Origin of the sequence: Winogradskyella haliclonae (assembly GCF_014635865.1) — a bacterium.
GTDB classification, from domain to species: Bacteria; Bacteroidota; Bacteroidia; order Flavobacteriales; family Flavobacteriaceae; genus Winogradskyella; species Winogradskyella haliclonae.
In genome coordinates, this window is sequence record NZ_BMDQ01000002.1 from 292,671 (window position 1) to 315,863 (window position 23,193).

25 protein-coding genes are annotated in these 23,193 nt (G+C 35.3%); 13 read left to right on the forward strand and 12 right to left on the reverse strand.

Going from position 1 to position 23,193, the window contains the following annotated elements; all coding sequences use genetic code 11:
* Positions 1–61: 61 nt before the first annotated feature.
* Positions 62–373, forward strand: coding sequence for a YbaB/EbfC family nucleoid-associated protein (locus IEV10_RS09375; protein ID WP_188374459.1), 312 nt, complete (start codon positions 62–64; stop codon positions 371–373).
* 1 nt (position 374) lies between these two features.
* Here the strand turns inward: IEV10_RS09375 and IEV10_RS09380 are convergent, their stop codons facing one another.
* Both IEV10_RS09380 and IEV10_RS09385 read right to left on the reverse strand, forming a co-directional pair.
* The gene (locus IEV10_RS09380) at positions 375–1,394 is read right to left on the reverse strand and encodes a threonine aldolase family protein (RefSeq protein ID WP_188374460.1); all 1,020 of its coding nucleotides are present in this window, start codon (positions 1,392–1,394) and stop codon (positions 375–377) included.
* The gene (locus IEV10_RS09385) at positions 1,394–3,805 is read right to left on the reverse strand and encodes a zinc-dependent metalloprotease (RefSeq protein ID WP_188374461.1); all 2,412 of its coding nucleotides are present in this window, start codon (positions 3,803–3,805) and stop codon (positions 1,394–1,396) included. The genes IEV10_RS09380 and IEV10_RS09385 overlap by 1 nt, the downstream gene beginning before the upstream one ends.
* Positions 3,806–3,911: 106 nt before the next feature.
* On the opposite strand from IEV10_RS09385, the gene prfB reads away from it, so the two are divergent.
* The 3 genes from prfB (at position 3,912) to IEV10_RS09400 (ending at position 5,845) form a co-directional block, all read left to right on the forward strand.
* A protein-coding gene (gene prfB, locus IEV10_RS09390) for a peptide chain release factor 2 (RefSeq protein ID WP_188374462.1) occupies positions 3,912–5,013 on the forward strand; the annotation gives its coding sequence in 2 pieces (ribosomal slippage) (positions 3,912–3,974 and positions 3,976–5,013; 1,101 coding nt in all).
* A gap of 17 nt (positions 5,014–5,030) precedes the next feature.
* Positions 5,031–5,372, forward strand: a complete 342-nt coding sequence (gene arsC, locus IEV10_RS09395) for an arsenate reductase (glutaredoxin) (RefSeq protein ID WP_188374463.1) — start codon at positions 5,031–5,033, stop codon at positions 5,370–5,372.
* On the forward strand, positions 5,369–5,845 hold the full coding sequence (locus IEV10_RS09400) for a hypothetical protein (protein WP_188374464.1): 477 nt from the start codon (positions 5,369–5,371) through the stop codon (positions 5,843–5,845). The genes arsC and IEV10_RS09400 overlap by 4 nt, the downstream gene beginning before the upstream one ends.
* Before the next feature lie 6 nt (positions 5,846–5,851).
* On the opposite strand, the gene IEV10_RS09405 is transcribed toward IEV10_RS09400, so the two are convergent.
* Positions 5,852–6,511 (reverse strand): HAD family hydrolase, encoded by a 660-nt coding sequence (locus IEV10_RS09405; RefSeq protein ID WP_188374465.1) that lies wholly within the window; start codon positions 6,509–6,511, stop codon positions 5,852–5,854.
* Positions 6,512–6,576: 65 nt separating this feature from the next.
* Here IEV10_RS09405 and IEV10_RS09410 point away from each other — a divergent pair, with 65 nt between their 5' ends.
* On the forward strand, positions 6,577–6,732 hold the full coding sequence (locus tag IEV10_RS09410; RefSeq protein ID WP_188374466.1) for a hypothetical protein: 156 nt from the start codon (positions 6,577–6,579) through the stop codon (positions 6,730–6,732).
* Between the two features lie 2 nt (positions 6,733–6,734).
* Here the strand turns inward: IEV10_RS09410 and acs are convergent, their stop codons facing one another.
* From acs to IEV10_RS09430, 4 genes are read right to left on the reverse strand one after another with little or no spacing between them, the layout of a single operon-like run.
* Complete coding sequence (acs, locus tag IEV10_RS09415; protein ID WP_188374467.1) at positions 6,735–8,642, reverse strand: acetate--CoA ligase; 1,908 nt, start codon at positions 8,640–8,642, stop codon at positions 6,735–6,737.
* Positions 8,643–8,672: 30 nt separating this feature from the next.
* Positions 8,673–10,403: a sodium:solute symporter family protein gene (locus tag IEV10_RS09420; RefSeq protein WP_229719676.1), complete on the reverse strand. Its 1,731-nt coding sequence runs from the start codon at positions 10,401–10,403 to the stop codon at positions 8,673–8,675.
* Positions 10,393–10,650: a DUF4212 domain-containing protein gene (locus IEV10_RS09425; protein WP_188374469.1), complete on the reverse strand. Its 258-nt coding sequence runs from the start codon at positions 10,648–10,650 to the stop codon at positions 10,393–10,395. The genes IEV10_RS09420 and IEV10_RS09425 overlap by 11 nt, the downstream gene beginning before the upstream one ends.
* A gap of 10 nt (positions 10,651–10,660) precedes the next feature.
* Positions 10,661–12,037, reverse strand: a complete 1,377-nt coding sequence (locus IEV10_RS09430) for an alanine/glycine:cation symporter family protein (protein WP_188374470.1) — start codon at positions 12,035–12,037, stop codon at positions 10,661–10,663.
* 131 nt (positions 12,038–12,168) lie between these two features.
* Here IEV10_RS09430 and IEV10_RS09435 point away from each other — a divergent pair, with 131 nt between their 5' ends.
* The 3 genes from IEV10_RS09435 to IEV10_RS09445 all read left to right on the forward strand — a co-directional run bounded on the left by IEV10_RS09435 (position 12,169) and on the right by IEV10_RS09445 (position 15,994).
* The gene (locus tag IEV10_RS09435) at positions 12,169–12,846 is read left to right on the forward strand and encodes a hypothetical protein (RefSeq protein ID WP_188374471.1); all 678 of its coding nucleotides are present in this window, start codon (positions 12,169–12,171) and stop codon (positions 12,844–12,846) included.
* Positions 12,847–13,092: 246 nt separating this feature from the next.
* Positions 13,093–13,707 (forward strand): HIT domain-containing protein, encoded by a 615-nt coding sequence (locus IEV10_RS09440; protein ID WP_188374472.1) that lies wholly within the window; start codon positions 13,093–13,095, stop codon positions 13,705–13,707.
* 1 nt (position 13,708) lies between these two features.
* The gene (locus IEV10_RS09445; protein ID WP_188374473.1) at positions 13,709–15,994 is read left to right on the forward strand and encodes an AIR synthase related protein; all 2,286 of its coding nucleotides are present in this window, start codon (positions 13,709–13,711) and stop codon (positions 15,992–15,994) included.
* Positions 15,995–15,997: 3 nt separating this feature from the next.
* Here the strand turns inward: IEV10_RS09445 and IEV10_RS09450 are convergent, their stop codons facing one another.
* Both IEV10_RS09450 and IEV10_RS14390 read right to left on the reverse strand, forming a co-directional pair.
* A complete protein-coding gene (locus tag IEV10_RS09450; RefSeq protein ID WP_229719677.1) occupies positions 15,998–16,336 on the reverse strand; it encodes a hypothetical protein in 339 nt (112 codons plus the stop codon).
* A gap of 133 nt (positions 16,337–16,469) precedes the next feature.
* Positions 16,470–16,592, reverse strand: a complete 123-nt coding sequence (locus IEV10_RS14390; protein ID WP_262890113.1) for a hypothetical protein — start codon at positions 16,590–16,592, stop codon at positions 16,470–16,472.
* Between IEV10_RS14390 and IEV10_RS09455 the strand changes: the two genes are divergently transcribed.
* Positions 16,578–17,684, forward strand: coding sequence for a heparan-alpha-glucosaminide N-acetyltransferase domain-containing protein (locus IEV10_RS09455; RefSeq protein WP_188374475.1), 1,107 nt, complete (start codon positions 16,578–16,580; stop codon positions 17,682–17,684). The genes IEV10_RS14390 and IEV10_RS09455 overlap by 15 nt on opposite strands.
* Positions 17,685–17,698: 14 nt before the next feature.
* Positions 17,699–18,595: an alpha/beta hydrolase gene (locus IEV10_RS09460; protein ID WP_188374476.1), complete on the forward strand. Its 897-nt coding sequence runs from the start codon at positions 17,699–17,701 to the stop codon at positions 18,593–18,595.
* Here the strand turns inward: IEV10_RS09460 and IEV10_RS09465 are convergent.
* The gene (locus tag IEV10_RS09465) at positions 18,592–19,518 is read right to left on the reverse strand and encodes a LysR family transcriptional regulator (protein ID WP_188374477.1); all 927 of its coding nucleotides are present in this window, start codon (positions 19,516–19,518) and stop codon (positions 18,592–18,594) included. The genes IEV10_RS09460 and IEV10_RS09465 overlap by 4 nt on opposite strands.
* An 86-nt stretch (positions 19,519–19,604) precedes the next feature.
* On the opposite strand from IEV10_RS09465, the gene IEV10_RS09470 reads away from it, so the two are divergent.
* From IEV10_RS09470 to IEV10_RS09480, 3 genes are all read left to right on the forward strand, one after another.
* A complete protein-coding gene (locus IEV10_RS09470; RefSeq protein ID WP_188374478.1) occupies positions 19,605–19,862 on the forward strand; it encodes a hypothetical protein in 258 nt (85 codons plus the stop codon).
* A gap of 16 nt (positions 19,863–19,878) precedes the next feature.
* Positions 19,879–20,190: a hypothetical protein gene (locus IEV10_RS09475; protein WP_188374479.1), complete on the forward strand. Its 312-nt coding sequence runs from the start codon at positions 19,879–19,881 to the stop codon at positions 20,188–20,190.
* A gap of 98 nt (positions 20,191–20,288) precedes the next feature.
* Positions 20,289–21,251: a sodium-dependent bicarbonate transport family permease gene (locus IEV10_RS09480; RefSeq protein ID WP_188374480.1), complete on the forward strand. Its 963-nt coding sequence runs from the start codon at positions 20,289–20,291 to the stop codon at positions 21,249–21,251.
* A 19-nt stretch (positions 21,252–21,270) separates the two neighbouring features.
* Here IEV10_RS09480 and IEV10_RS09485 read toward each other — a convergent pair whose 3' ends face one another.
* The gene (locus IEV10_RS09485; RefSeq protein WP_188374481.1) at positions 21,271–22,224 is read right to left on the reverse strand and encodes a phosphoribosylaminoimidazolesuccinocarboxamide synthase; all 954 of its coding nucleotides are present in this window, start codon (positions 22,222–22,224) and stop codon (positions 21,271–21,273) included.
* Positions 22,224–23,177 (reverse strand): PhoH family protein, encoded by a 954-nt coding sequence (locus tag IEV10_RS09490; RefSeq protein ID WP_188374482.1) that lies wholly within the window; start codon positions 23,175–23,177, stop codon positions 22,224–22,226. The genes IEV10_RS09485 and IEV10_RS09490 overlap by 1 nt, the downstream gene beginning before the upstream one ends.
* Between the last annotated feature and the right edge of the window lie 16 nt (positions 23,178–23,193).

The window sequence follows — 23,193 nt, forward strand, 5'->3', positions numbered from 1 at the left end:
ATCAAAAAAGTGGCGCAATTTACTAATTTTGTAACGTATAAATTTTTAAACCGGAAAGATTATGTTTGGAGATATGATGGGCATGATGAATAAATTAAAAGAAGCCCAAAAGAAAGTTGAAGAAACTAAAGAGCGTTTGCACAGTGTTTTGCTAGATGAAGCCAGTACTGATGGGAAACTAAAAGTGACTATTACTGCAAATAGAACCATAAAATCTTTGGAAATTGACGAGGAAATTTTGACAGACAAGGAAATGCTCGAAGATTACCTTATCCTTACACTTAACAAAGCCATTGAGCGTGCAACTGCTGTAAATGAAGCTGAATTGGCAGCTGTTGCCAAAGAAGGCATGCCGAATATTCCGGGATTATAATCTATAGATTTTTTAATATATCTATTAATTTAGAATGCATTATATCCGTATAATCTAAGTGCGTCACCATACGCAATTTATTACTACCCATACCAATGATTTTGATGCCTTTTTCAGATAAATTATTCTGAAATTGGTTGTCATCGATGTGAGATTTTAACTCAAAAATGACAATATTAGTTTCTATAGGTTCAACTTTTTCAATAGCGTCATTTTTTAAAAGCATCTCTCCTATTTCTTTAGCTTTTTTATGGTCCTCAGCCAACCTATCCAAATGATGATTTAAAGCATATAAACCTGCTGCTGCAGCAAAACCAACTTGACGCATACCACCACCTAAAATCTTACGAACACGGATGGCATTTTTCATCAAGTTACTATTTCCTATTAAGACGGAGCCCATTGGACAACCTAAGCCTTTACTTAAGCACACAGAAATGGTATCAAACAATTCGCCATATTGTTTTGGTTTTTGACCAGTAGCAATGAGTGCATTCCATAATCTGGCACCATCCAAATGGTAACCTAAATCATTATTAGAAGCTACTTGTCGCAATTTCTTGAGTTCTTCAAAATCCCAACAAGCACCACCACCTTTATTTGTTGTGTTTTCTACAGCTATTAAAGATGTTAATGGACTGTGATAAAAATCTGGAGGATTTATAGATGCTTTCGTCTGTTCTGCTGTAAACATACCACGATGCCCATCTACTAGCTTGCATGAAATTCCACTATTAAAAGAAGCGCCACCACCTTCATAATTATATATGTGTGCATACTTATCGCAAATAACCTGTTCGCCTGGATTGGTATGCAATTTTAATGCAGCTTGATTAGCCATACTTCCTGTTGGAAAAAATAAGGCTTCGTCCATACCAAACATATCCGCCAATCGTTGCTCTAAGGCATTAATACTTGGGTCTTCTTTATATACATCATCTCCAACTTCTGCCGTTAGCATAGCATCTAACATGCCTTTAGTTGGTTTGGTTACAGTATCGCTACGTAAATCTATTATCATTAGTTAGTTGGGTTATAATTACAAATATCACTGCCTATTGGTGAGCCATCAGGAATCTTAGGTGATGCTTTTAGTTTGAATTTTTCTGGGTTTTTATAAAAATTCTCCAATGTCAATTTGAATTGGACTCCATAAGCTTTATTAACTTTTTCTGTATTAAAATCACTGAAAACTTTAACCAAAAATTGATTAGAAATTGCTTTTGTTTGAAAATATGACTCATCATTTAAAGCCAAATTCATAACATGCTTTAAGAAATTATTAGCAACTTGAAATTTAATTTCGTTATGGTAACTATTGTCGCTCATAGTGAAAACTGACTTAAAAACTGTTTCAAACACTTCTTCTAAGCCTATCTGCTTTTCATCCAAACTCTTCTGTAAAACCAATCGATTGGCACGTTGCGGATGTAATAGATACTTTAAGGTCATATCACTAGCGGTATTCGCCGCACTCAATGGATCAAAAGCAACACCGGTTTTTCCTTTAAAGGATTCTCGTGTGCGACCGTAACCAAATGCTCGTGGTGGAAATAGCCCTAGTTTGCCTTTAGGAATCGCTAAGTTTTTAGCATCAAATGTACTTAATAAAACACTCAGTGTTTTACGTTGTTGTTTTACGTCAATCGGTTTTGTTGTAAACTCACCACCATCTTTTACAGCATAGTTATAATCTAACCCGCCAATGACTTTAGTCGCTGCTTCCGTTTGGTAGCGATGGTAAAAATACAGCGGTACAAAAACATCCTCTAAAACCGAATAGGGTTCATAGCTCTTAATATTATCTTTTGAAAAGTTCGAAATGGCGATCTCACGTAAAGCCAACACTTTTTCTAACTCATCAGCGGCATTGCCACCATTATCCCATAAATGTGCTGTAGCATGCGCACCACCAGCTGCTCGTGCATCTGAATCTGTGACAAAACGATGCCCTGCAAAAGTTGAAGCCTTTAGAATTTTATTTAATTCTGATTTCTCGTCGGCATTTTTATCAAATTCAGAATAACTGTAAGCTACAGTAACTTTATCCCAATCGCCGATGCCTGTGGCATAAGCATTACTGAAATCAATTTTTCCATTTTTAAGCTCAATTTGTGGATGCGGATAATCCATAACCGAAGCACGATTATTAGCACTTGCAGCAAAATTGTGTGCAAAACCAATAGTATGCCCCACTTCATGTGCGCTCAATTGACGAATTCTAGCCAAAGCCATCTCCAACATCGGTTGGTAATTATCATCGCTTTCAGCAAAAGGTTTATTCATCAGCGCTTGCGCAATCATAAAATCTTGACGTATACGTAAACTCCCTAAACTCACATGGCCTTTAATAATTTCGCCAGTTCTTGGATCTACCACACTACCACCATAACTCCAACCTCTTGTACTGCGATGCACCCATTGTATGACGTTGTACCTGCAATCCATTGGGTCCGCATCTTCAGGTAGCATTTTTACTTGAAAGGCATCCTTAAAACCAATTGCTTCATAAGCTTGGTTCCACCAACGTGCACCGTCTAATAATGCTGAACGTACAGGTTCTGGAGTTCCAGGGTCGAGATAGTATATTATAGGCTCTTTAGCTTCGCTAATAGTAGCTTCAGGATTTTTCTTTTCTAAGCGATGACGAATTATAAATCGCTTTCTTATGTCGTCCTGAATTGGTGTGGCATAATCTAAATAACTCATAGAGATTGCACCACTACGTGTATCAAAAGCTCTTGGTTTATAATTACTATCTGGTAATTCTACAAAAGAATGATGTTGTGTAACAGTTACTAAAGACGACGTAGGCGTCACACTTCTCAAATTTCTACCCGTAGGATTTCCTTTAAACGTCAACAAGGCTTCAAATTCTACATTTTTAGGAAATGCTTTGGTGCGTTCTAATGCCAATGCGCTTTTTGAAGCGTCTATTTTATAACTCCCTTCTCCTCTGCCTTTTAATCTTCCTGAGACATTGTGCGCATCTTGCATTAAAAATGCCGTAAAATCTATAATATAATACCCGGTTTTTTGTTCTACAATTTTAAATCCGAAAAGCACGGATTTTGCAAAAGCTTGCTCTATACTTTTTCGTTCTAATTCATTATCTGTATTGGCCCGATACCTCAAATTAGGTTGAATTAAAAGCAATTTATTTCCAGCTTTTTGGAAATAGACCACACGCTCATTACCCAATTGACCCCGATCCAAACCAATATCATTACTACCAACACCCGATGCTAAAGAATTAACATACAAAAACTCTTCATTAAGTTTTTCTACTTTTAAATAGATTTTATCTGTAGATTCCTCGTAAAAGAAATCAAAATAACCTTCATAAGATTTAAGTCCCGTTTTATTCAATATTTGAGCCTGAATATTAGAACAAAATAGCAACACAAGTATAATGCGAAGTGTGGATTTCATAGTCAGTTTTTTAAAGAGACATAAAACTACGGAATTTCTAAAAATTCTATTTAAAAATAACAACACTTTAAGTCATCATCTTATATTTGCATAAATTCAAATTTGAATGATTACATCCGATCAAATAAAAAATCTTAATTCCCGTCTCGACGCACTGAGGCAGTATCTTTGACTTAGATGCCAAACGCATAGAAATAGCTAACGAAGAAGAGCAAACCTTTGACCCAAATTTCTGGAACGATTCTAAAAAAGCAGAAGCTGTAATGAAATCGCTTCGCGAAAAGAAAAGTTGGATTAACGATTTTGAGGCAGCTGCAACACTTTTTGAAGATTTAGAAGTCATCTACGAGTTTTTCAAAGAAGATGAAGCGCCTATGGAAAATGTTGTGGCACGTTATGAAAAGTCGATTAATGCTATTGAAAAATTAGAGTTTAAAAACATGCTTTCTGAAGAAGGTGATAGTTTAAGTGCTGTATTACAAATCACTGCTGGTGCTGGTGGTACTGAAAGTTGTGACTGGGCAAGCATGCTCATGCGTATGTATATCATGTATGCTGAAAAGAGTGGTTTTAAGATTAAAGAGCTTAACTTACAAGATGGTGATGTTGCTGGTATAAAAACCGTGACATTAGAGATAGAAGGTGATTATGCCTTTGGTTGGCTTAAAGGTGAAAATGGCGTACATCGATTAGTGCGTATTTCTCCTTTTGATAGTAATGCCAAACGCCATACGAGTTTTGCTTCTGTTTATGTCTATCCATTGGTAGATGACTCTATAGAAATAGATATTAATCCATCGGATATAGAAATTACAACGGCGCGTTCAAGTGGTGCAGGTGGGCAAAATGTAAATAAGGTAGAGACAAAAGTACAATTGCTTCACAAGCCGTCGGGGATTCAAATACAATGTTCTGAAACGCGATCACAGCATGATAATCGTGCCCGTGCATTGCAAATGCTTAAATCGCAACTTTACGAGATAGAATTGCAAAAACAAATGTCTCAACGCGATGATATAGAAGCTAGCAAAATGAAGATTGAATGGGGAAGCCAAATTAGAAATTATGTGATGCATCCATACAAATTAGTAAAAGATGTACGTTCTGGTCATGAAACTGGAAATGTTGATGTCGTAATGGATGGCGATATTGAACCTTTTTTAAAGGAATATCTGATGATGATGGGCCAAAAAGATGCGGCACAATAATTGTTAATTAGAAAGCGATGATACAAATACTACATAACCCGAGATGTACAAAATCAAGGCAAGGTTTGGCCTTGCTTGAAGACGAAGGACAAACATTTGAAATCATAAAATATCTAGATAATCATCTTACAGTTGCTCAACTCACAGAGATTATTAGTAAATTAGGCATAACCCCTTTGGAGCTCGTAAGAAAAAATGAAGCCATCTGGAAGAGTGACTTCAAAGGAAAAGAATTAAGTGATTCTGAAATTATTGAAATCATGGTCAACCACCCAAAACTGATTGAAAGACCAATTGTAATCAATAAAAACAAAGCTGTCATTGGGAGACCAACAGAAGCTATAAAAACAATATTATGAAAAGAGTATTTATTTTAATCTGCATATTGCTTACAACAGCAACTGCAACTGCACAATTTGGCAGGCAACGTCAAAACAGACTAGGACGTCAACAACCTAACCCCATTACAGACGAAAATAGAAAGGTTAGTATGGAAAAAAAAGCTGCTGAGCGTCAAGAAGAATATATTATTAATTTCCTTTCTATTCTAGAAGCAGACGATTTTCAGAAAGAAATCGCTAAGTTAACCTTAAATGATTACTTTGCTAAAGTAAAGGAATTAGTAAAACTTGATTTTGAAAATTCTGCTCAACGAAAAGATACTTTTGATGCCTTAAAAGAAGAGCATTTTAAAGAATTAAAGAGTTTGTTATCAGCTAAAGATAATTATGAATTAGATAAACTTCTTAAAGGTGAGTTTCGAGAAAACGAAATCAAAAAGAAAAAGAAGAAAAAACGTAGGAAAAAGAAGGACAAAGATGATGACAACTAATTACTACTAATTAAATAAACTTAAGGCTTTATCACTGGTAATTTCACTATATTCAGTAATTATAATATCCGCTAAGCTATAGTCTTGATGCGATGAGTGTGGACTTTTAAAACCTACACAAAAAATACCTGCAGCATTAGCTGCTTTAATTCCGTTTGTAGAATCTTCTATGACCATACATTCAGATTTTTTAAATCCTGTGTGGGCTGCCGCTTTAATAAATATCTCTGGATGCGGCTTGGATTGCTTTAAATCTGCACCACTAAATTTCCCCATGAAATATTGATTTAAATCAAAACGCTCGAAAATACGATTGATATTAGGCATGGATGCAGAAGAAGCCACAACAAGCTTCATATTATTTGCATGGTAATCTTTAATCAAGTCCAAAACACCATCAATTAACCTTAAATCGCTATCGTTTTCAAATAAATACTTAAAATGATAGCGCTTTTGTTTTACAAGATATTCTGGCGAATAACTTAAACTAAAGTGACTTACCAAACGTTTACAAATATTTATCGTTGATTGTCCTGTAAATGAGGCATACAAATCCTCATCGACACTAATATCAACATCAGAAAACATTTTAAAATAGGCTTTTCTATGCAATGGCTCCGTGTCTACAATAACACCATCCATATCAAATAATACGGCTTTAAGCATGATCTATTTTATATTGCTAAATAAAAAGTCGAAATTAGTAATATTAAACGGTATCTAAACATATAATGGCCAAAAAAGGACAAGAAAAAAACACAAAAAACAAAGCGAAGCACAGCCGACTTATAGCTCAAAAAAAGAATAAGAAAAAACAAGAGGCCGAGTTACGCAAAGAGCGCTTAAAAGCCATAGTTAAAAAAGCAAATCAAGAAAAATCTAACTAAGTCTAAACTACATTATCTTTAATGTCCTGAACCACTTCAGGATTTAGTAAGGTACTAATATCACCTAATTGCTCTCCTTCATTACAGGCAATTTTTCTTAGAATTCGACGCATAATTTTACCAGAACGCGTTTTTGGTAAACCGTTTGTGAACTGAATCTTGTCCAGTTTGGCAATTGGCCCTATTCTATCCGTGATTAACTGATTAATTTCTTTACGCAAATTATCATGGTCTCTACCTTCGCCACTGCCTTTTAAAGTAACATAACCATATAAGGCGTTGCCTTTAACATCATGCGGAAAGCCTACAATAGCAGACTCTGCAACAGCTTGATGCTCGTTTATAGCATCTTCAATAGGTGCTGTACCTAAGTTATGGCCAGAAACAATAATCACATCATCTACACGACCTGTAATACGATAATACCCTACTTCATCTCTTAACGCACCATCTCCAGTGAAATACATGTTTTCAAAAGCCGAAAAATATGTGTCTTTATAACGTTGATGATTTCCCCAAATGGTTCTTGCCATGGATGGCCAAGGATATTTTATACATAAACGCCCATCCACTTGATTATTACTAAGCTCTTTTCCATTTTCATCCATTAAAGCAGGTTGAATTCCAATAAATGGCAATGTCGCATAGGTGGGTTTTGTTGGCGTAGAAAACGGAATAGGTGTGATCATAATACCACCTGTTTCTGTTTGCCACCAGGTATCTACAATCGGGCTTTTCTTCTTACCAATATTTTCGTTATACCAATGCCAAGCTTCTTCATTTATGGGCTCTCCAACGGTGCCTAAGACTTTGAGCGAAGATAAATCATGCTTTTCAACAAGCTCGGTACCATGTTTTGCTAAAGCTCTTATGGCTGTTGGTGCCGTATAAAATTGGTTGACCTTGTGTTTTTCCACAATCTCCCAAAATCGTCCAAAATCTGGATAACTTGGTACGCCTTCATACATGACGGTAGTTGCACCATTCGCTAATGGTCCATAAACAATATAGCTATGACCTGTAATCCAGCCTATATCTGCGGTACACCAATAGACATCATTTTCTCTATAATCGAATACGTTTTTAAAGGTATATGCCGAATAGACCATATAACCCGCAGTAGTGTGCAACATACCTTTTGGCATTCCTGTTGAACCAGATGTGTATAGGATAAACAATGGGTCTTCTGCATCCATAATTTCTATCACGCAATCCCCATAAGCATCATCTAAAAGTGGTTGTAACCAATAATCACGACCAGTTTTCATGTTAATATCAGACTCAATACGCTTAGCAACTAATACCGTATCTACGCCAGGGCAATCCTCTAAAGCATCATCAACGATACCTTTTAAATCAATTGTTTTTGCACCGCGATAAGACCCATCAGATGTAATCACCATCTTAGCATCACAATCATTAATTCTAGTTGATAATGCAGTCGCTGAAAAACCAGCAAATACAACGGAGTGTACAGCTCCTATTCTCGCACAAGCCAAAACGGAGACTGCCAATTCTGGAATCATAGGCAGGTAGATACAAACACGGTCGCCTTTTTGTATGCCTTTACTCTTTAAAACATTAGCAAATTTGCACACGCGCTCATGTAGCTGCTTATAGCTAATATGCTCTGCAGAAGCATTTGGATCATTAGGCTCAAATAAAATAGCGGTCTTATCACCACGGGTACTTAAATGACGATCCAAGCAATTTTCAGTGATATTGAGCTGCGCACCCTCAAACCATTTCACTTCTGGTTTTGTAAAATCCCAACTCAGTACATTATGCCACTTTTTGCGCCATGTAAAATGCTCTTCGGCAATTTCTTCCCAGAACACTTTAGGATTCTCAATAGATTTTCGATACACCTGAAAATATTCTTCAAAACTTTTAATGTGGTAATTACTCATGATTTATTTATTATCCATTACATAGTTCTATTAATGATTTGAAGCCTCACCTGCTCCACTCGGTATTCTTATATTCTCTACAATATTCTGAACATCTTTTGGAGGCGCTTGAGTGAATTGTAATACAATAATAGAAACTACAAAATTAAGACACATTGCTATAGCTCCAAAACCTTCTGGAGAAATTCCAAACCACCATTCATTTTTATTAGGTAGAGCATCATCAAACCAACCAAGCTTATATTTCATCATATACAATAACATTGCTGTAATACCAACAATCATACCTGCTATTGCACCTTCTTTATTCATTTTTTTATAGAAAATTCCCATAATAATTGCAGGAAAAAAAGATGCCGCCGCGAGCCCAAATGCCAACGCAACGACTGCAGCCACAAAACCTGGCGGATGTATTCCGAAATAACCAGCAACACAAACAGCACCAACTGCAGATAAACGCGCAGCAATTAGTTCGCCTTTTTCAGATATTGTAGGCTTTATTATTTTTTTAATCAAATCGTGAGAAACAGATGCCGAGATCACTAATAAAAGCCCTGCTGCAGTAGATAAAGCTGCTGCTAAACCTCCAGCTGCTACCAAAGCAATAACCCAATTAGGAAGTTTGGCTATTTCAGGATTAGCTAAAACCATTATATCTCTATCAACAACTAATTCATTTGTTTTTTCATCTGCCACATATTGAATAATCCCATCTTTATTTTTGTCTTCATAAGTAATTAAACCTGTTGTCTCCCATTTTTTAAACCACTCAGGCACATCGGCATAAGTCTTATTTGATACTGTTTCAATCATATTCGTACGAGCAAATGCTGCAACTGCTGGTGCTGTTGTATACAAAACAACAATAAGTAATAGGGCAATTCCGGCTGATTTACGTGCATCTTTAACTCGTTTTACAGTAAAAAACCTAACAATTACATGTGGCAATCCTGCAGTACCAACCATTAGAGCTAAAGTAATTGCAAAAACATCTAAGGTAGATTTTGAGCCTTCGGTATATTCTGAAAAACCAAGTTCTGTACTTAGTCCATCTAATTTATCTAAAAGAAATGTCCCTGAACCGTCTGATAACTCACTTCCAAATCCAAATTGCGGAATAGGATGACCTGTCATTTGTATTGAAATGAAGATTGCTGGTACCATAAAAGCAAAAATCAGAACGCAATACTGCGCAACTTGGGTATAAGTGATGCCTTTCATACCGCCAAGAACTGCATAGAATAAAACGATAAGCATTCCAATAATAACGCCAGTATCAATATCAACTTCTAAAAAACGAGAAAATACAATACCGACTCCACGCATTTGTCCAGCAACATATGTAAAAGAGACTAATAGTGCACAAAATACAGCAACAATACGTGCTGTTTTTGAATAATAGCGATCTCCAATAAAATCTGGGACGGTAAACTTTCCAAACTTTCTTAAGTATGGTGCTAAAAGCAAGGCCAATAAAACATATCCACCTGTCCAACCCATTAAATAAACAGCGCCGTCGTAACCAGCAAAAGAAATTATACCCGCCATAGAAATAAAAGATGCAGCACTCATCCAATCGGCAGCAGTTGCCATTCCATTGGCTAAAGGAGAAACACCAGCACCAGCAACATAGAAATCTTTTGTAGAGCCTGCTCTAGACCATATGGCAATACTAATGTACAAGGCAAATGTAATTCCGACAAGAATATATGTCCATGTTTGGACATCTAGTGCTTTTAATAGAACAAGACTATTCGTCATAACCATATTTTTTATCTAGTCTATTCATTAAATAAACATATACAAAAATTAGAACGACAAAAACATACATCGAACCTTGTTGAGCAAACCAAAACCCAAGTTTAAACCCTCCTATTTTAATCGAATTTAAAAAGTCTTTAAACAAAATTCCAGCGCCAAAGGATACTAAAAACCATATCAGCATTAATATAAAAACGTATCTGATGTTTTCTTTCCAATAGGACTTGGCCTTCTCGTTTTCTGTCATAAATAAAAAATTAGGCGTTTTTCAGTTTATTGAAATACGATTTAGACGCCGCAATGACTTTTGGTGCTAAAATTATAGTCGCTAACATCGTAGGTATGGCCATCAAAGCAAACACACCATCGATGAAGTTTATCATGGCCTCAAAATCTGTTGTTGCAGCTAGTACAATACTTGCAATGTATAAGTAATTGTAATAATGTTTTCGTTTGGCGCCTATTAAAAACGATAGGCATTTGTTACCATAATAGGCATACGAGAATAAGGACGACACGCTAAATATAAATACGCAGACCATCAATAAATACTGTCCGACTTCTGGTATGGCGCTCTGAAATGCTGCCGCAGTTAAACTCACACCATTACTCGCTGTGGTCTCCCATACGCCAGTGACCAAAATGGCTAGAGCGGTTAATGTACAAACGATTAGTGTGTCAATTGCTGGACCTAACATGGCAACTAAGCCTTCACGTACAGGTTCATCTGTTTTTGCAGCACCATGTGCCATTGCTGCAGTACCCAAACCGGCTTCATTAGAAAAAGCACCGCGTTTAATCCCATGCAAAATTAAAGCTCCCAGAACGCCGCCTAAAAACGGTTTGTCTTCTGGCCAATAATCCGCTGCAAAGGCATCTGTAACAATCATTGTTAGGTATTTAGGCACTTCTGTATAATTAACCACCAAAATAATTACGACCAAGACAAAGTATAACAAAACCATTGAAGGCACTAATTTAGAGGCTAAAGCACTAATTCGTTTCAAACCACCAAGGATAACAATACTAGTAAATATGACCAGAATAGCTGCGATAATTAAGTTTGTAGAAAAAGACACCTCCACACCATTAGGTATCAAAATAATATCATTAATCGCCTGTTTTAGCTGATTTACATTGACCACAGGCAATGCGCCTAACATACCAAAGAAACTAAACATAATGGCAAGAAACTTCCAGCGTTTGCCTAAACCTTTTACGATAAAATACATCGGCCCGCCTTGCAACTCACCCTCACTGTCTTTACCACGATATAAAATGGCTAAGGTCGATGTAAAATATTTGGTACTCATACCAATTATAGCACTCACCCACATCCAAAATACCGCTCCTGGCCCACCAACTGCAATGGCCAAAGCCACACCAGAGATATTGCCCATACCAATGGTAGACGATAAAGCTGTGGTTAAAGCCTGAAAATGCGTGATCTGCCCTGGGTCGTTAGGGTCATCGTATTTACCACGCAAAACTTGTATGGCATGACCGAGATACCGAAACGGTAAAAATTGTGAGCGAATAATTAAATACAGTCCACCACCAATTAAAATAATTAGCAATGGCAAACCCCAAGCTAATGACGAAAAATCCTTGAGGAGTTGGTTGAGTGTTTCCATAAGTCATAAAAATAGTAATTCTACAAGTACTCTGTATGGCTTCTTGCACAATGATTAGCTAACACATTGATTTACAGGTTTAAAAAAAATAACTTAGCTTTATAAAACGGAACCAACAAAAACCTAATATCATGTCTGACCAAAAAATATTTGAAGCAAGCCCTGAAAGTAAAGCAAAAGCAAAACAGTATAGAGTCATTGCCTTTATCGCTTGGATAATCGCTATCGCCGCTCAAATCTATGCCATTTTAAAGTTGCTGAGTAATGAAATGATGACATGGCTGATTGTGACCATAGTTGTGATATTAATATTAGCAGTTACCGCTAATATCCTTTGGAAAAAAGCCAATAAGTTAGACCCAGCCTCCGAGAAAAACAAAACAAAGTTCTTTATCCAAAATCAGTTGGGTGCCATAATGGGTGTGCTCGCCTTTTTACCAATAGTGATATTGATTTTTACGAACAAAAACCTAAATGGCAAAACCAAAGGTATTGCGGGTTCTATAGCGGTGATTGCCTTATTAATTGCAGGGGTATCTGGTGTGGAGTTTAACCCAGCTTCTATTGAAAAATATACCGAAGAGATTAATGCACAAACCGAAGATTTAAAAGATTTAAACGTTGGCGACAATGTGTTTTGGTCTAAGGCAGGTAATAAATACCATATCGATAGTGATTGTTACCACATTAAAGGCAAACAATTATCGAACGGCACAGTAAAAGAATCTTGGGAGCAGAAAGGCATTTCTGAGCTATGCAAAACCTGTAGAAATAGAGCTGCAAAAGCAAAAAAAGAGACTACTTCTTAAGTAACATCCTATTTTAAAATCTCATCATTAATTCTAACAGTTGGGCTTTCTAAGTCATAACTGTTATAAAATCCTATGCCTTAAAATCATCTATTTGGTAAGAAATACTGCCAAAAAACTGAAAAACTACGTATTTCTACGTATTGACTCGATACATTAAAAACTCTAACTTCGCTTATCTAACGATATACTTCATTTATAACGAACCATATCTTAATGTTGGCAATAATATTAAAAATATAAATCTTGAATAAAACAAAACGTTTAGAAAATTGTAGCTTTTGTTATCCAAATGATAAATATAGAATCTTACATAGTTCAGAAAATTTCTATATAATGGTTTCTCTTGGGCAAATAAGTGAGGGGTATTTACTTTTAGTTTCTAAGGAACACATCCAAAGTTGCGCTAATTTACCGAGTGAATATCATCAAGAATTTATTAAGTTGTATAATAAAATATTACAAATTCTAAAAAATCAATATGGTAATGCCATTGCTTTTGAACATGGTAGATCTGGCTCTTGTCTAACTACAAAAAATTCAAGTGAGCATTGTTTTCATTCACATATGCATTTTGTTCCACTTAATGGAATAATTTCAGATTCAATTTTTCTTGAACAAAAAACCGAATATGATTCAATTGACTTATTTTTAAAAGATATCAATAATAAAATTTTTCCATACTTGTTTGTACACGATGATATGATCAGGTCTTACAGGGTAGATAGGATTATTGAGAGACAGTATCTTAGAAAATTAGTTTCCTCTAAATTCGGAACACCTAATCTTTGGAATTGGCAAGAATTCCCGAGACATAATGTTATAGATTCAACAATTTCAAAACTAAAAACAGCATTTTGATATGGAGATTACCTTTCAACCAGAAATAGAAATTGAAGCTCTTAAATTGTTTTTAAAAGAAAACTATCCTGGTATTACTGAATTAAATATAATTCCGCAAAGTCGAATAGGATATTCTGGTTCAAATTTATATGTCTATTATTATAAAACATCCTCTATTGATTCTTTTACAAAGCCATACTTTTTCAAGATTGCAACAAGTGAAAAAGCTAAAACTTCATTAAGAAAAGAATGTGAAGCTTACAAAAGTTTTGTTAGCCCCTTTTTAGGAAGCGTGCAAAATATCATAGGCCCAAATGAGTTAGAAGTTTTGAATCAAAAAGTAACTTGCATTTCTTCTCCAATCGTTGGAATTGGTTCATTAAAGAATCAAAAGGAAATAAATGAAATAACGACTCTAGATTCGGTATTGAAAGAGTTAAATACTACAGTAAGTAAAGAACGAGCTTTAGGAATTCAAAATAAAGTAATTGAAATTTTAAATAAAGTGTTTTCAAAAATACTAGAGCCGTGGATTGATGGGGCTAAAAAGTCAGAATTTAATTGGAAAGAGCAATATGATTGGTATCTAAGAATTGATCATTCTCAAGAAGTACTTGATGAATTATTCCCACCTAATACTCAAGAATATTTCGAATTTGATGGAGAGAAAAAAGTTAATCCAAATTGGTATTTAAAATATTTGCTATCAAAAAAATTTAAAGGCTCGTTAAGAGTGACTCATGGGGATTTACATTTAAGAAACATAATGACCAATAAATCATCAGTGGATGTAAAAAGCTTTCTAATAGACTTTGGGTGGACAACTAATAAAAGTCATTGTTTAAAAGACTACGTAATACTAGAAATGTCTTTGAAATTCTTACACTTATCAAAATTCCTTTCCAAAAGTGAATTGATTAATTTTGAAAATAGTCTATTCTCAGAAACAATGCCGGATGGAATCTCAAGTCATAGAAATAATGCGATTTGGGAAATAATAAAAGTGGTTAGAGATTTATCCAAAAATGAATGTGACTCCTCAACATGGGAAATTGAATATTTAACATCTCTGTTTTTAATTCAAGTTGGTTCATTAGGTATACCATATTTTGAAGGGCTGGATATAAGGGCATTAAAAATATCAATTGTCAATATTTCCAATAGATTAAAAAATATGGAAGAACCAAATGATAATCAGTTATTTGAACTTGGTGAAAATCGGATATTAAAGGAATTGATAATTCCTAAATTTAATAAAATTAACGCCTTATATAATCATATTCAAATTCCAATTGGAGATGATTGTGCTTTAATTGAACTAAATAACACTCTTTTAAGTATCTCAACTGACCCTTGTCCAAAACCTATTGGCTGGTATTTGGGTGAATTTGATTATTTTTCTTATGGCTGGTATACCTTAGCTATCAATTTAAGTGATATTTCTGCAATGGCATCAAAACCATCTGGGATTTTATTAAGTTGTATAATACCAGAATCTTTTCTAACAAGTGATTTAAATCGATTTATTGATGGGGTTTCGCAAGCTTCAAATTTCTTTGAATGCCCTGTACTTGGTGGCAATATTAAAGAAGGAAACTACTTCGATGTTCATGCATCAGTGATTGGAGAGTCGGAAAAAGAAACTTTTATAACTCGTGATTCAATTTCTGATGGAGATTTGATTATTGTCATAGGTGATTTAGGACATTTTTGGTTGAATGTTTTTAAAATAATGTATCAAGGAGAGGATGTAGATAAAACACCCTTTTTCGATTTTCTTAGAACTCCAAAACCACAGGTGTTTCAAATGCAAACAATTTCTAAATTAAATTTAGTGCATTCTTGTATGGATGCTTCAGACGGTGTTCTTGATTCTATCAGTAAACTTGGCCAGTTTAACAATCTGACACCAATTATAGATGAGTCAAAACTGCTGGATCCTATAGACAATGACACAAAACAATTCTTCGAAAAAATAAATAAAGACATTAGACCATATTTATTAAATTGGGGAGATTGGCAAATAGTTGGAGCTATAAAGCCTGAATTACTTGATAACCTCAAAGACTTTGTGGAAATTCACAATAGCAATCTTGACGACAATGAAATTCATAAATCAATTAAGTTTAACATTATTGGTGAATTCAAAAGGACAAATATTAAATTAACACCAAGATTAAAAAAAGGAAAAGAAGAACTAGATATTAATACAATAAACAATCAACGCTTCACAAAGAATTCTTTCTTTAAAGGTAATTTAAATGATTATGTTAATTTTATTGATAAAATTAAATTCACTGCATAAATACTAAGAGATTTGTCTATCTATAGATTCCAACCAAGCAACACAAACGGCTGTTAATTGGATTAGTTCAATTCTTCTTTTATTAATATCTAATTCACTAATAACTTCAGCGAATTCTTCTAAAGCAATATGTGCGAATGTACCTTCTCCTTTTTTAAAAGAGCTTCTAGATAAAAATCTTGCTCTAGTCTCTGAAGGTATTTCATAATTCGCGCACATATCATCTGAACTACAACTTTGTTGCCTATTCATTAATGCCTGATTTAAACAAGGATGGTTCTGTTCTCCCCACATTTCATCTTGTCTAAGTCTTTCTTTTTCAATTTCCTTATATATATTCATATTTTACAGTAATAATTAATTTGCAAAGTAGGAATTTAATTTAATGAAATACTATTGCCAACAACGTGTATAATTCATGCCAGCAGTCACACACAAAAATTTCTTACTTTTAATTTCATAAATTTTCGTGTAACTAATCTGTCCCAATAGCTGGCACAAACCATACACGAACACGATAAGCGCAATACCAAAACCCCATTAATTCCCAAAATCCTATATTTACGCTACCAACATTATTACTTTGAGTACCAATCAACGTCTTTATTTTATTGATGCCGTCCGTGCCTTTGCCATTTTAATGATGCTACAGGGGCATTTTATAGACAGCCTCCTAGCGCCAGAGCATCGGGATATGTCGCATGTAGCCTACAGAATCTGGTCGTATTTTAGAGGGATTACCGCACCTACATTTTTTACCATTTCGGGGTTAATATTTACCTATCTCTTACTTAAAGCCAAAGAAAAAGGCACAGAAAAACAACGTATGCGCAAGGGTCTTAATCGCGGGCTCATGCTTATTGGTATTGGGTATTTGCTACGCATGCCCTTTTTAAGTTGGTTGTCTGGCTATTTTGGCAACACCTACTTTTTAGTTATCGACGTGCTACAAATCATCGGTTTGTCTTTAATATGCATTGTAGCTTTGTATTACATCTGTTTTAAAAATACAAGACTATTTGCCATCATGAGCTTTGCTATTGGCTTTACGATTTTTGTTTGTGAGCCCTTGTATAGAACACTCACTCTAGACAACGTACCGCTCATTTTTGCCAACTATGTGTCCAAAGCCAATGGGTCCGTATTTACGATTATTCCCTGGTTTGGCTATATGGCATTTGGTGCCTGTATTGCTACAGCCTTTTATAGGTACTTAGAGAAACGTCACTTTAAACCTGTAATGGTTGCGCTGCTTGTTATCGTCGGTTACTTATTAATTGAGTGGTCGTCTCATGCCCTGTTCTATCTGACCAAATGGACAGGCATTGAATTGTTTTTAAAGGCGTCTAACTATAATTATTTGTTTTCACGTCTAGGAGATGTCTTTCTATATTTTGCCTTTTTCTATGGCTTGGAGCGTTTTCTTAAACCGCCATTATTACTAAAGATTGGTCAGAAAACCTTATCGATATATGTCATTCATTTTATCATCATTTACGGCAGTTTTACAGGTGTTGGCTTAAGTCAGTTAATTGGTAAAACCTTATCGCCATGGCAAGCTGTTTTTGGCGCCGCCTTGTTTTTGGTAGTGGTTTGCTTTATTTCGTTCTATTATGTGCGGACTAACGCCTATATTTATGGAAAATTGAGACAATTGTTTTACAAACTGAAAGGAACACCAAAAGCCTAACGACAGATAGAGTTATGAAATACAGAATTATTGCTTTCCTTATTGTCTTTGGCTTTCAGTCTGCTTATGCCCAAACCGAATATTTAGATTCGCTATACACGGTTGAAAAAACCACACATACCTATCATAAATTTAATAGAAAGGATAGCTTACAACTCGATTTCTACAGACCTCAAGGCGTAGACAAAGATTTGCCACTTCTACTCTACATCCATGGTGGTGGTTTTTCTGGTGGTGAACGCGATGATGCCAATACTCAGCAATTTGCAAATGCCATGGCAGCCAAAGGGTATGCTGTTGCCTCTATTTCTTACCGTTTGATTATGAAGAAAAAAGGCTTTGGTTGCGATACCAAAACTAAAGATAAGATTGAAGCTTTTGATACCGCAGCTGACGATATTAGCTACGCCATAAAACACATTATAAAAAACAAATCGACATTTCATATCGATGAAGATAAAGTGGTCATCTCTGGTACAAGTGCTGGTGCTGAAGCGGTTTTGCATTTGGCCTATGTTTACGAGAGTAAAATATTACCAAAGAAGTTTAAATTGGCTGGTGTTATTGGCATGGCTGGTGCGATTATTAGCCTAGACCAAATAGATGCTGAGAAAGCCATACCAACACAGTTGTTTCATGGTACAAATGACAATTTGGTGCCCTATCATATTGCAGCACATCATTATTGCAGCCCAGATGCAAAAGGCTATATGATTTTACATGGGTCTAGAGCTATTGCAGACCGACTAAAAGGCTTAGGGAAATCTTATTTCTTATTTTCTGTAAATGGTGGTACACACAGCTGGTCTGGCATACCAATGAGTAGATGCATTATGGAAGTCACTGACTTTCTCTACAATGATGTCTTAAACAATGCAAAGCGCCAGACAGAACGTACGATTGGGTTTTAATTGTAAGCCTCGTACCAACTGAAAGTGTCGTGGATAATTTTCTCCTTTTCTGATTGAATATATTCAAGATATGCCGAAGCTACTGGCGATAAGTTTTTAGATGTTAACCAAATGAGGTTCCAATTGGTTTTAATGGGTAGATTTTTATAGGGAATAATATGTAATTCTTCATCCTTTAACTCATTTTTCAACCCAATTAACGGCATTATCGAAATTCCTAAACCTGCGATAAGTGCTTGTTTTAATGCCTCGTTAGAAGTTAACTCAATTTTTTTCTTATTAGGAACATTTAATTTTGTGAGGAAAGATTCCATAGCGGATCGTGTTGCTGAACCTTTTTCACGATAAAGCAAAGGATACTTTTCAAAAATCGTTTTTGTAATGCGTTTGGATTGTGTTTCGGTATGCGCACTTCCCACTAAAAACAACTTATTGGTCATCAATTCTACTTTATTAAGACTCAAATGTTCTGGCAATACAGAAACCATAGCAAAGTCAACTTCGTTATTCTCCAAACTTCTAATGACACCAGCTTTATTAGTCACATCCATTTCTAAATCAATACCTGAATGCTTTTGCATAAATCCAGTTAAAAAATAAGGCATACCATACTTTGCAGTTGATACAATAGCAATTTTTAATTTTCCTGCCAATTTTCCTTGGCGTGATAAGGTTTTGTAATTAATGGCCTCTACTTCATTCAATATCTTTTCTGCCGCTTCTACAATTTCATTGCCAAAATCTGTAACGTAAAGCTGTCTTCCTACAACTTCTGTTAATGGAATTGAAAATTGGTCTTGAAACTTTTTTAACTGCATTGATACTGCAGGTTGACTTAAAAAAAGTTCTTCCGAGGCTTTGGTAATACTCTTTAGTTCTGCGACTTTCAAAAAGATTTGAAGTTGATGCAAGGTATAATTCATAAGTTTTACTTATATATATCATAACAAATATATATAAAAATATATGAATTATTTGTTTCAATTTTGCACCATCAAAACATCACAGCATGAACAGAAATTATAGTTTAAATCGAAAACAAGCACATCAAAATACGCATCGAACAAAAGCTAACGAACAAGATGTAATTGCTTCAAAAGAAAAACGCTCAGCCATTTATGCTGCAGTCATATTTTTGCTCATGATGGGCGCTATAGCTGTAATATCCTTAGGCAAAAGTATTTTTATTGATAAAATAGCGATTTGTCTTTTCATTATTGGCTGCATCTTACTGATTAGATTAAGCGGCCCTACAAAACAACTTTAATTTTAAACCAGAGAATATGTCATTAGAAACAGCAACAAACTTAGTAAAAACCAAACAAGAAGTACAACTTGTAGAAGGCCAATTTACATGCTCAGAAGCATCATTTGTTATCAATGAATTAATTAACGGGAAGATAAACTTTCACAAATTACAACGTTTAAGTCTTTGCGAAGGCGATGAAAATGCAGATACGCGCTACGCAACTAACAGAATTGCAGAACTAGAAAATGAAAAATCAGTTGCAAAATCTTATATAGATAAAGCCAGGAAAGAAGGCTACGATGTTTTTATCGATGGTGTCTTAGAGATACGATTTGTTAAAAAATAACCAACCCGTTCAATCCCGCTTAACCAAGCGGGATTTTTTCAAACTAACATTTTAAATTATGACTCTATAGAGAGTTTATCCTACTAATCGATTATTTAATGGATTTACATTTACTTTTTGATAATCTAACAAACCCTGCGCTTCTATTTTTCTTTTTAGGGATTATAGCGGTTCAGGTTAAAAGTGATTTAGCATTACCAGAAAATTCTTCAAAATTTATTTCGCTTTATCTTTTACTGTGTATTGGATTTAAAGGAGGCCAAGAGCTATCGCACAGCGAAATCAATAGAGAAATCATTTTATCAGTTTTATTGGGTATTTTCTTGGCTATTATTGTACCCATCTATTCTTATTTTATTCTTAGACGCAAATTTAATGTTGTTAACTCAGGTGCAATTGCGGCTACGTATGGTTCAATAAGCGCTGTAACATTTGTGACTGCTGTAGCATTTTTAGAAATAGCGCAATTACCATTTAGCGGGCATATGGTCGCAATCATGGCACTAATGGAAGCGCCATCAATAATTGTTGGTGTTCTTCTCATTTCAATTTATGACAAATCGAATAAGACCAAAGTTTCAATTCCGAATCTCATAAAACACTCTTTTACAAATGGGAGTGTATTATTAATCTTAGGTAGTTTAATTATTGGAATGCTTACTAGTGATGCTCAAGCTGAAGGTATAAAACCTTTTACTACAGACATTTTTAAAGGCTTTTTAATGGTGTTTCTATTAGATATGGGGATTACCAGCGGTAAAAAAATAGGTGCTTTTTTAAAGAAAGGTTGGTTTGCATTTTTGTTTGCTGTAATCATACCGGTAATTAATGGTGTAACCATAGCTATTGTGAGTGGCTGGATTACTGATAGTGTTGGTAACCGTTTATTGTTTTCAATATTAGCTGCAAGCGCATCTTATATTGCGGTACCAGCTGCCATGCGTTTAGCAGCTCCTAAAGCAAATCCTAGTTTGTATTTGCCCATGGCCTTAGCCATAACATTTCCTTTTAATATTACATTAGGAATGCCTTTGTATTTGGGCTTTATTAATTGCTTTTAAAACTTAATTGTTTGTTTTACTAAGATGTCTCTAAGTAGTTTAGCACATTAGTTTCAATGCGCTTTTGAATATCCGATACATCTGCCTTAACAAAAGTGTGTCCTGTAATATTCTCGTAAAGTTCAATATAACGTTCGCTCACAGTCTCTATGTAGTCGTCGGACATGTAAGGCACCGATTGTCCTTCTAATCCTTGAAATCCATTAGAAATTAACCATTGGCGTACAAACTCTTTGGAGAGTTGCTTTTGAGCTTCTCCTCTACTTTGACGTTCTTCATAGCCATCCGCATAGAAATAACGCGACGAATCTGGGGTGTGGATTTCGTCAATGAGTACAATTTGTCCATCTTTAGTTTTACCAAATTCGTATTTGGTATCGACCAAAATAAGGCCACGTTTTGCTGCGATTTCTGTACCACGCTGAAACAGCTTTTTGGTGTAATCTTCAAGAATCTCATAATCTGCTTCAGAAACAATGCCGCGTTTCAAGATATCTTCACGTGAAATATCTTCGTCATGGTCACCCATTTCGGCTTTGGTTGCAGGTGTTATGATGGGTTCAGGAAATGGATCATTTTCTTGCATGCCATCGGGCATCTCCACACCGCAAAGCATTCGTTTTCCTGCTTTATACTCACGAGCAGCATGACCAGACATGTAACCACGAATAACCATCTCTACTTTAAAAGGCTCACACAAATGACCTACAGCAACATTAGGGTCTGGTGTTGCTACTAACCAATTTGGCACCAAATCTTCAGTGTCTTTCATCATTTGGGTTGCAATCTGATTTAAGATTTGTCCTTTGTACGGAATGCCTTTTGGCATCACCACATCAAAAGCAGATAAACGGTCTGTAGCGACCATTACCAATTGATTGTCATTGATATTATAAACTTCTCTTACTTTTCCTTTGTAAACACTTTTCTGCTTAGGAAAATTAAAATTGGTATCTATAATTGTGTTGCTCATTAATCTCTATTTTCAATTTCTTTATATGCAGAAATCACTTTCTTCACTAATTTATGACGAATCACATCTTTATCATCTAAGTAAATCATACCAATGCCATCTACATTTTTAAGCACTAAAAGGGCTTCTTTTAATCCAGATATAGTACGCCTTGGCAAATCTACCTGACCAGGATCACCGGTTAATAAAAACTTAGCGTTTTTACCCATGCGTGTCAAAAACATTTTCATTTGGTTATGGGTTGTATTCTGGCCTTCATCTAAAATTACAAAGGCATTGTCTAGCGTACGTCCACGCATAAACGCCAATGGTGCAATTTGTATGGTGCCTTTCTCGATATAACTTGCTAGTTTTTCTGCAGGAATCATGTCGCGTAATGCATCGTATAATGGTTGCATATAAGGATCTAATTTTTCTTTTAAATCCCCAGGTAAAAACCCTAGATTCTCACCCGCTTCAACAGCAGGTCTTGTAAGTATAATTCGTTTGACTTGTTTATTCTTTAAAGCTTGCACTGCCAAAGCTACGCCAGTATATGTCTTACCAGTTCCAGCGGGACCAATAGCAAAAACCATATCGTTTTTACGCATGCTCTCTACCAATTTGCGTTGATTAGCTGTTTGTGCTTTTATTAGTTTTCCGCCAACGCCGTGTACAATAACTTCGCCACTCTGCTTAGAGGTGTTGTAATCATCACTAGTTTGACTCGTTAACACACGTTCAATAACATTTTCATCAAGTTTATTGTATTTGGCAAAGTGCTTCATGAGCATGGTCATACGGCGGTCAAACTCTTCGAGGAGTTCTTCATCGCCATAGGCTTTTATCTTGTTACCACGAGCAACTATTTTGAGCTTTGGGAAATAGGTTTTTAAAAGTGCAATATTGGCATTTTGAGCGCCAAAAAATTCTTTAGGTGAAATTTCTTCGAGTTCGAGGATAAGTTCGTTCAAAAGCGAGTTATTTTTA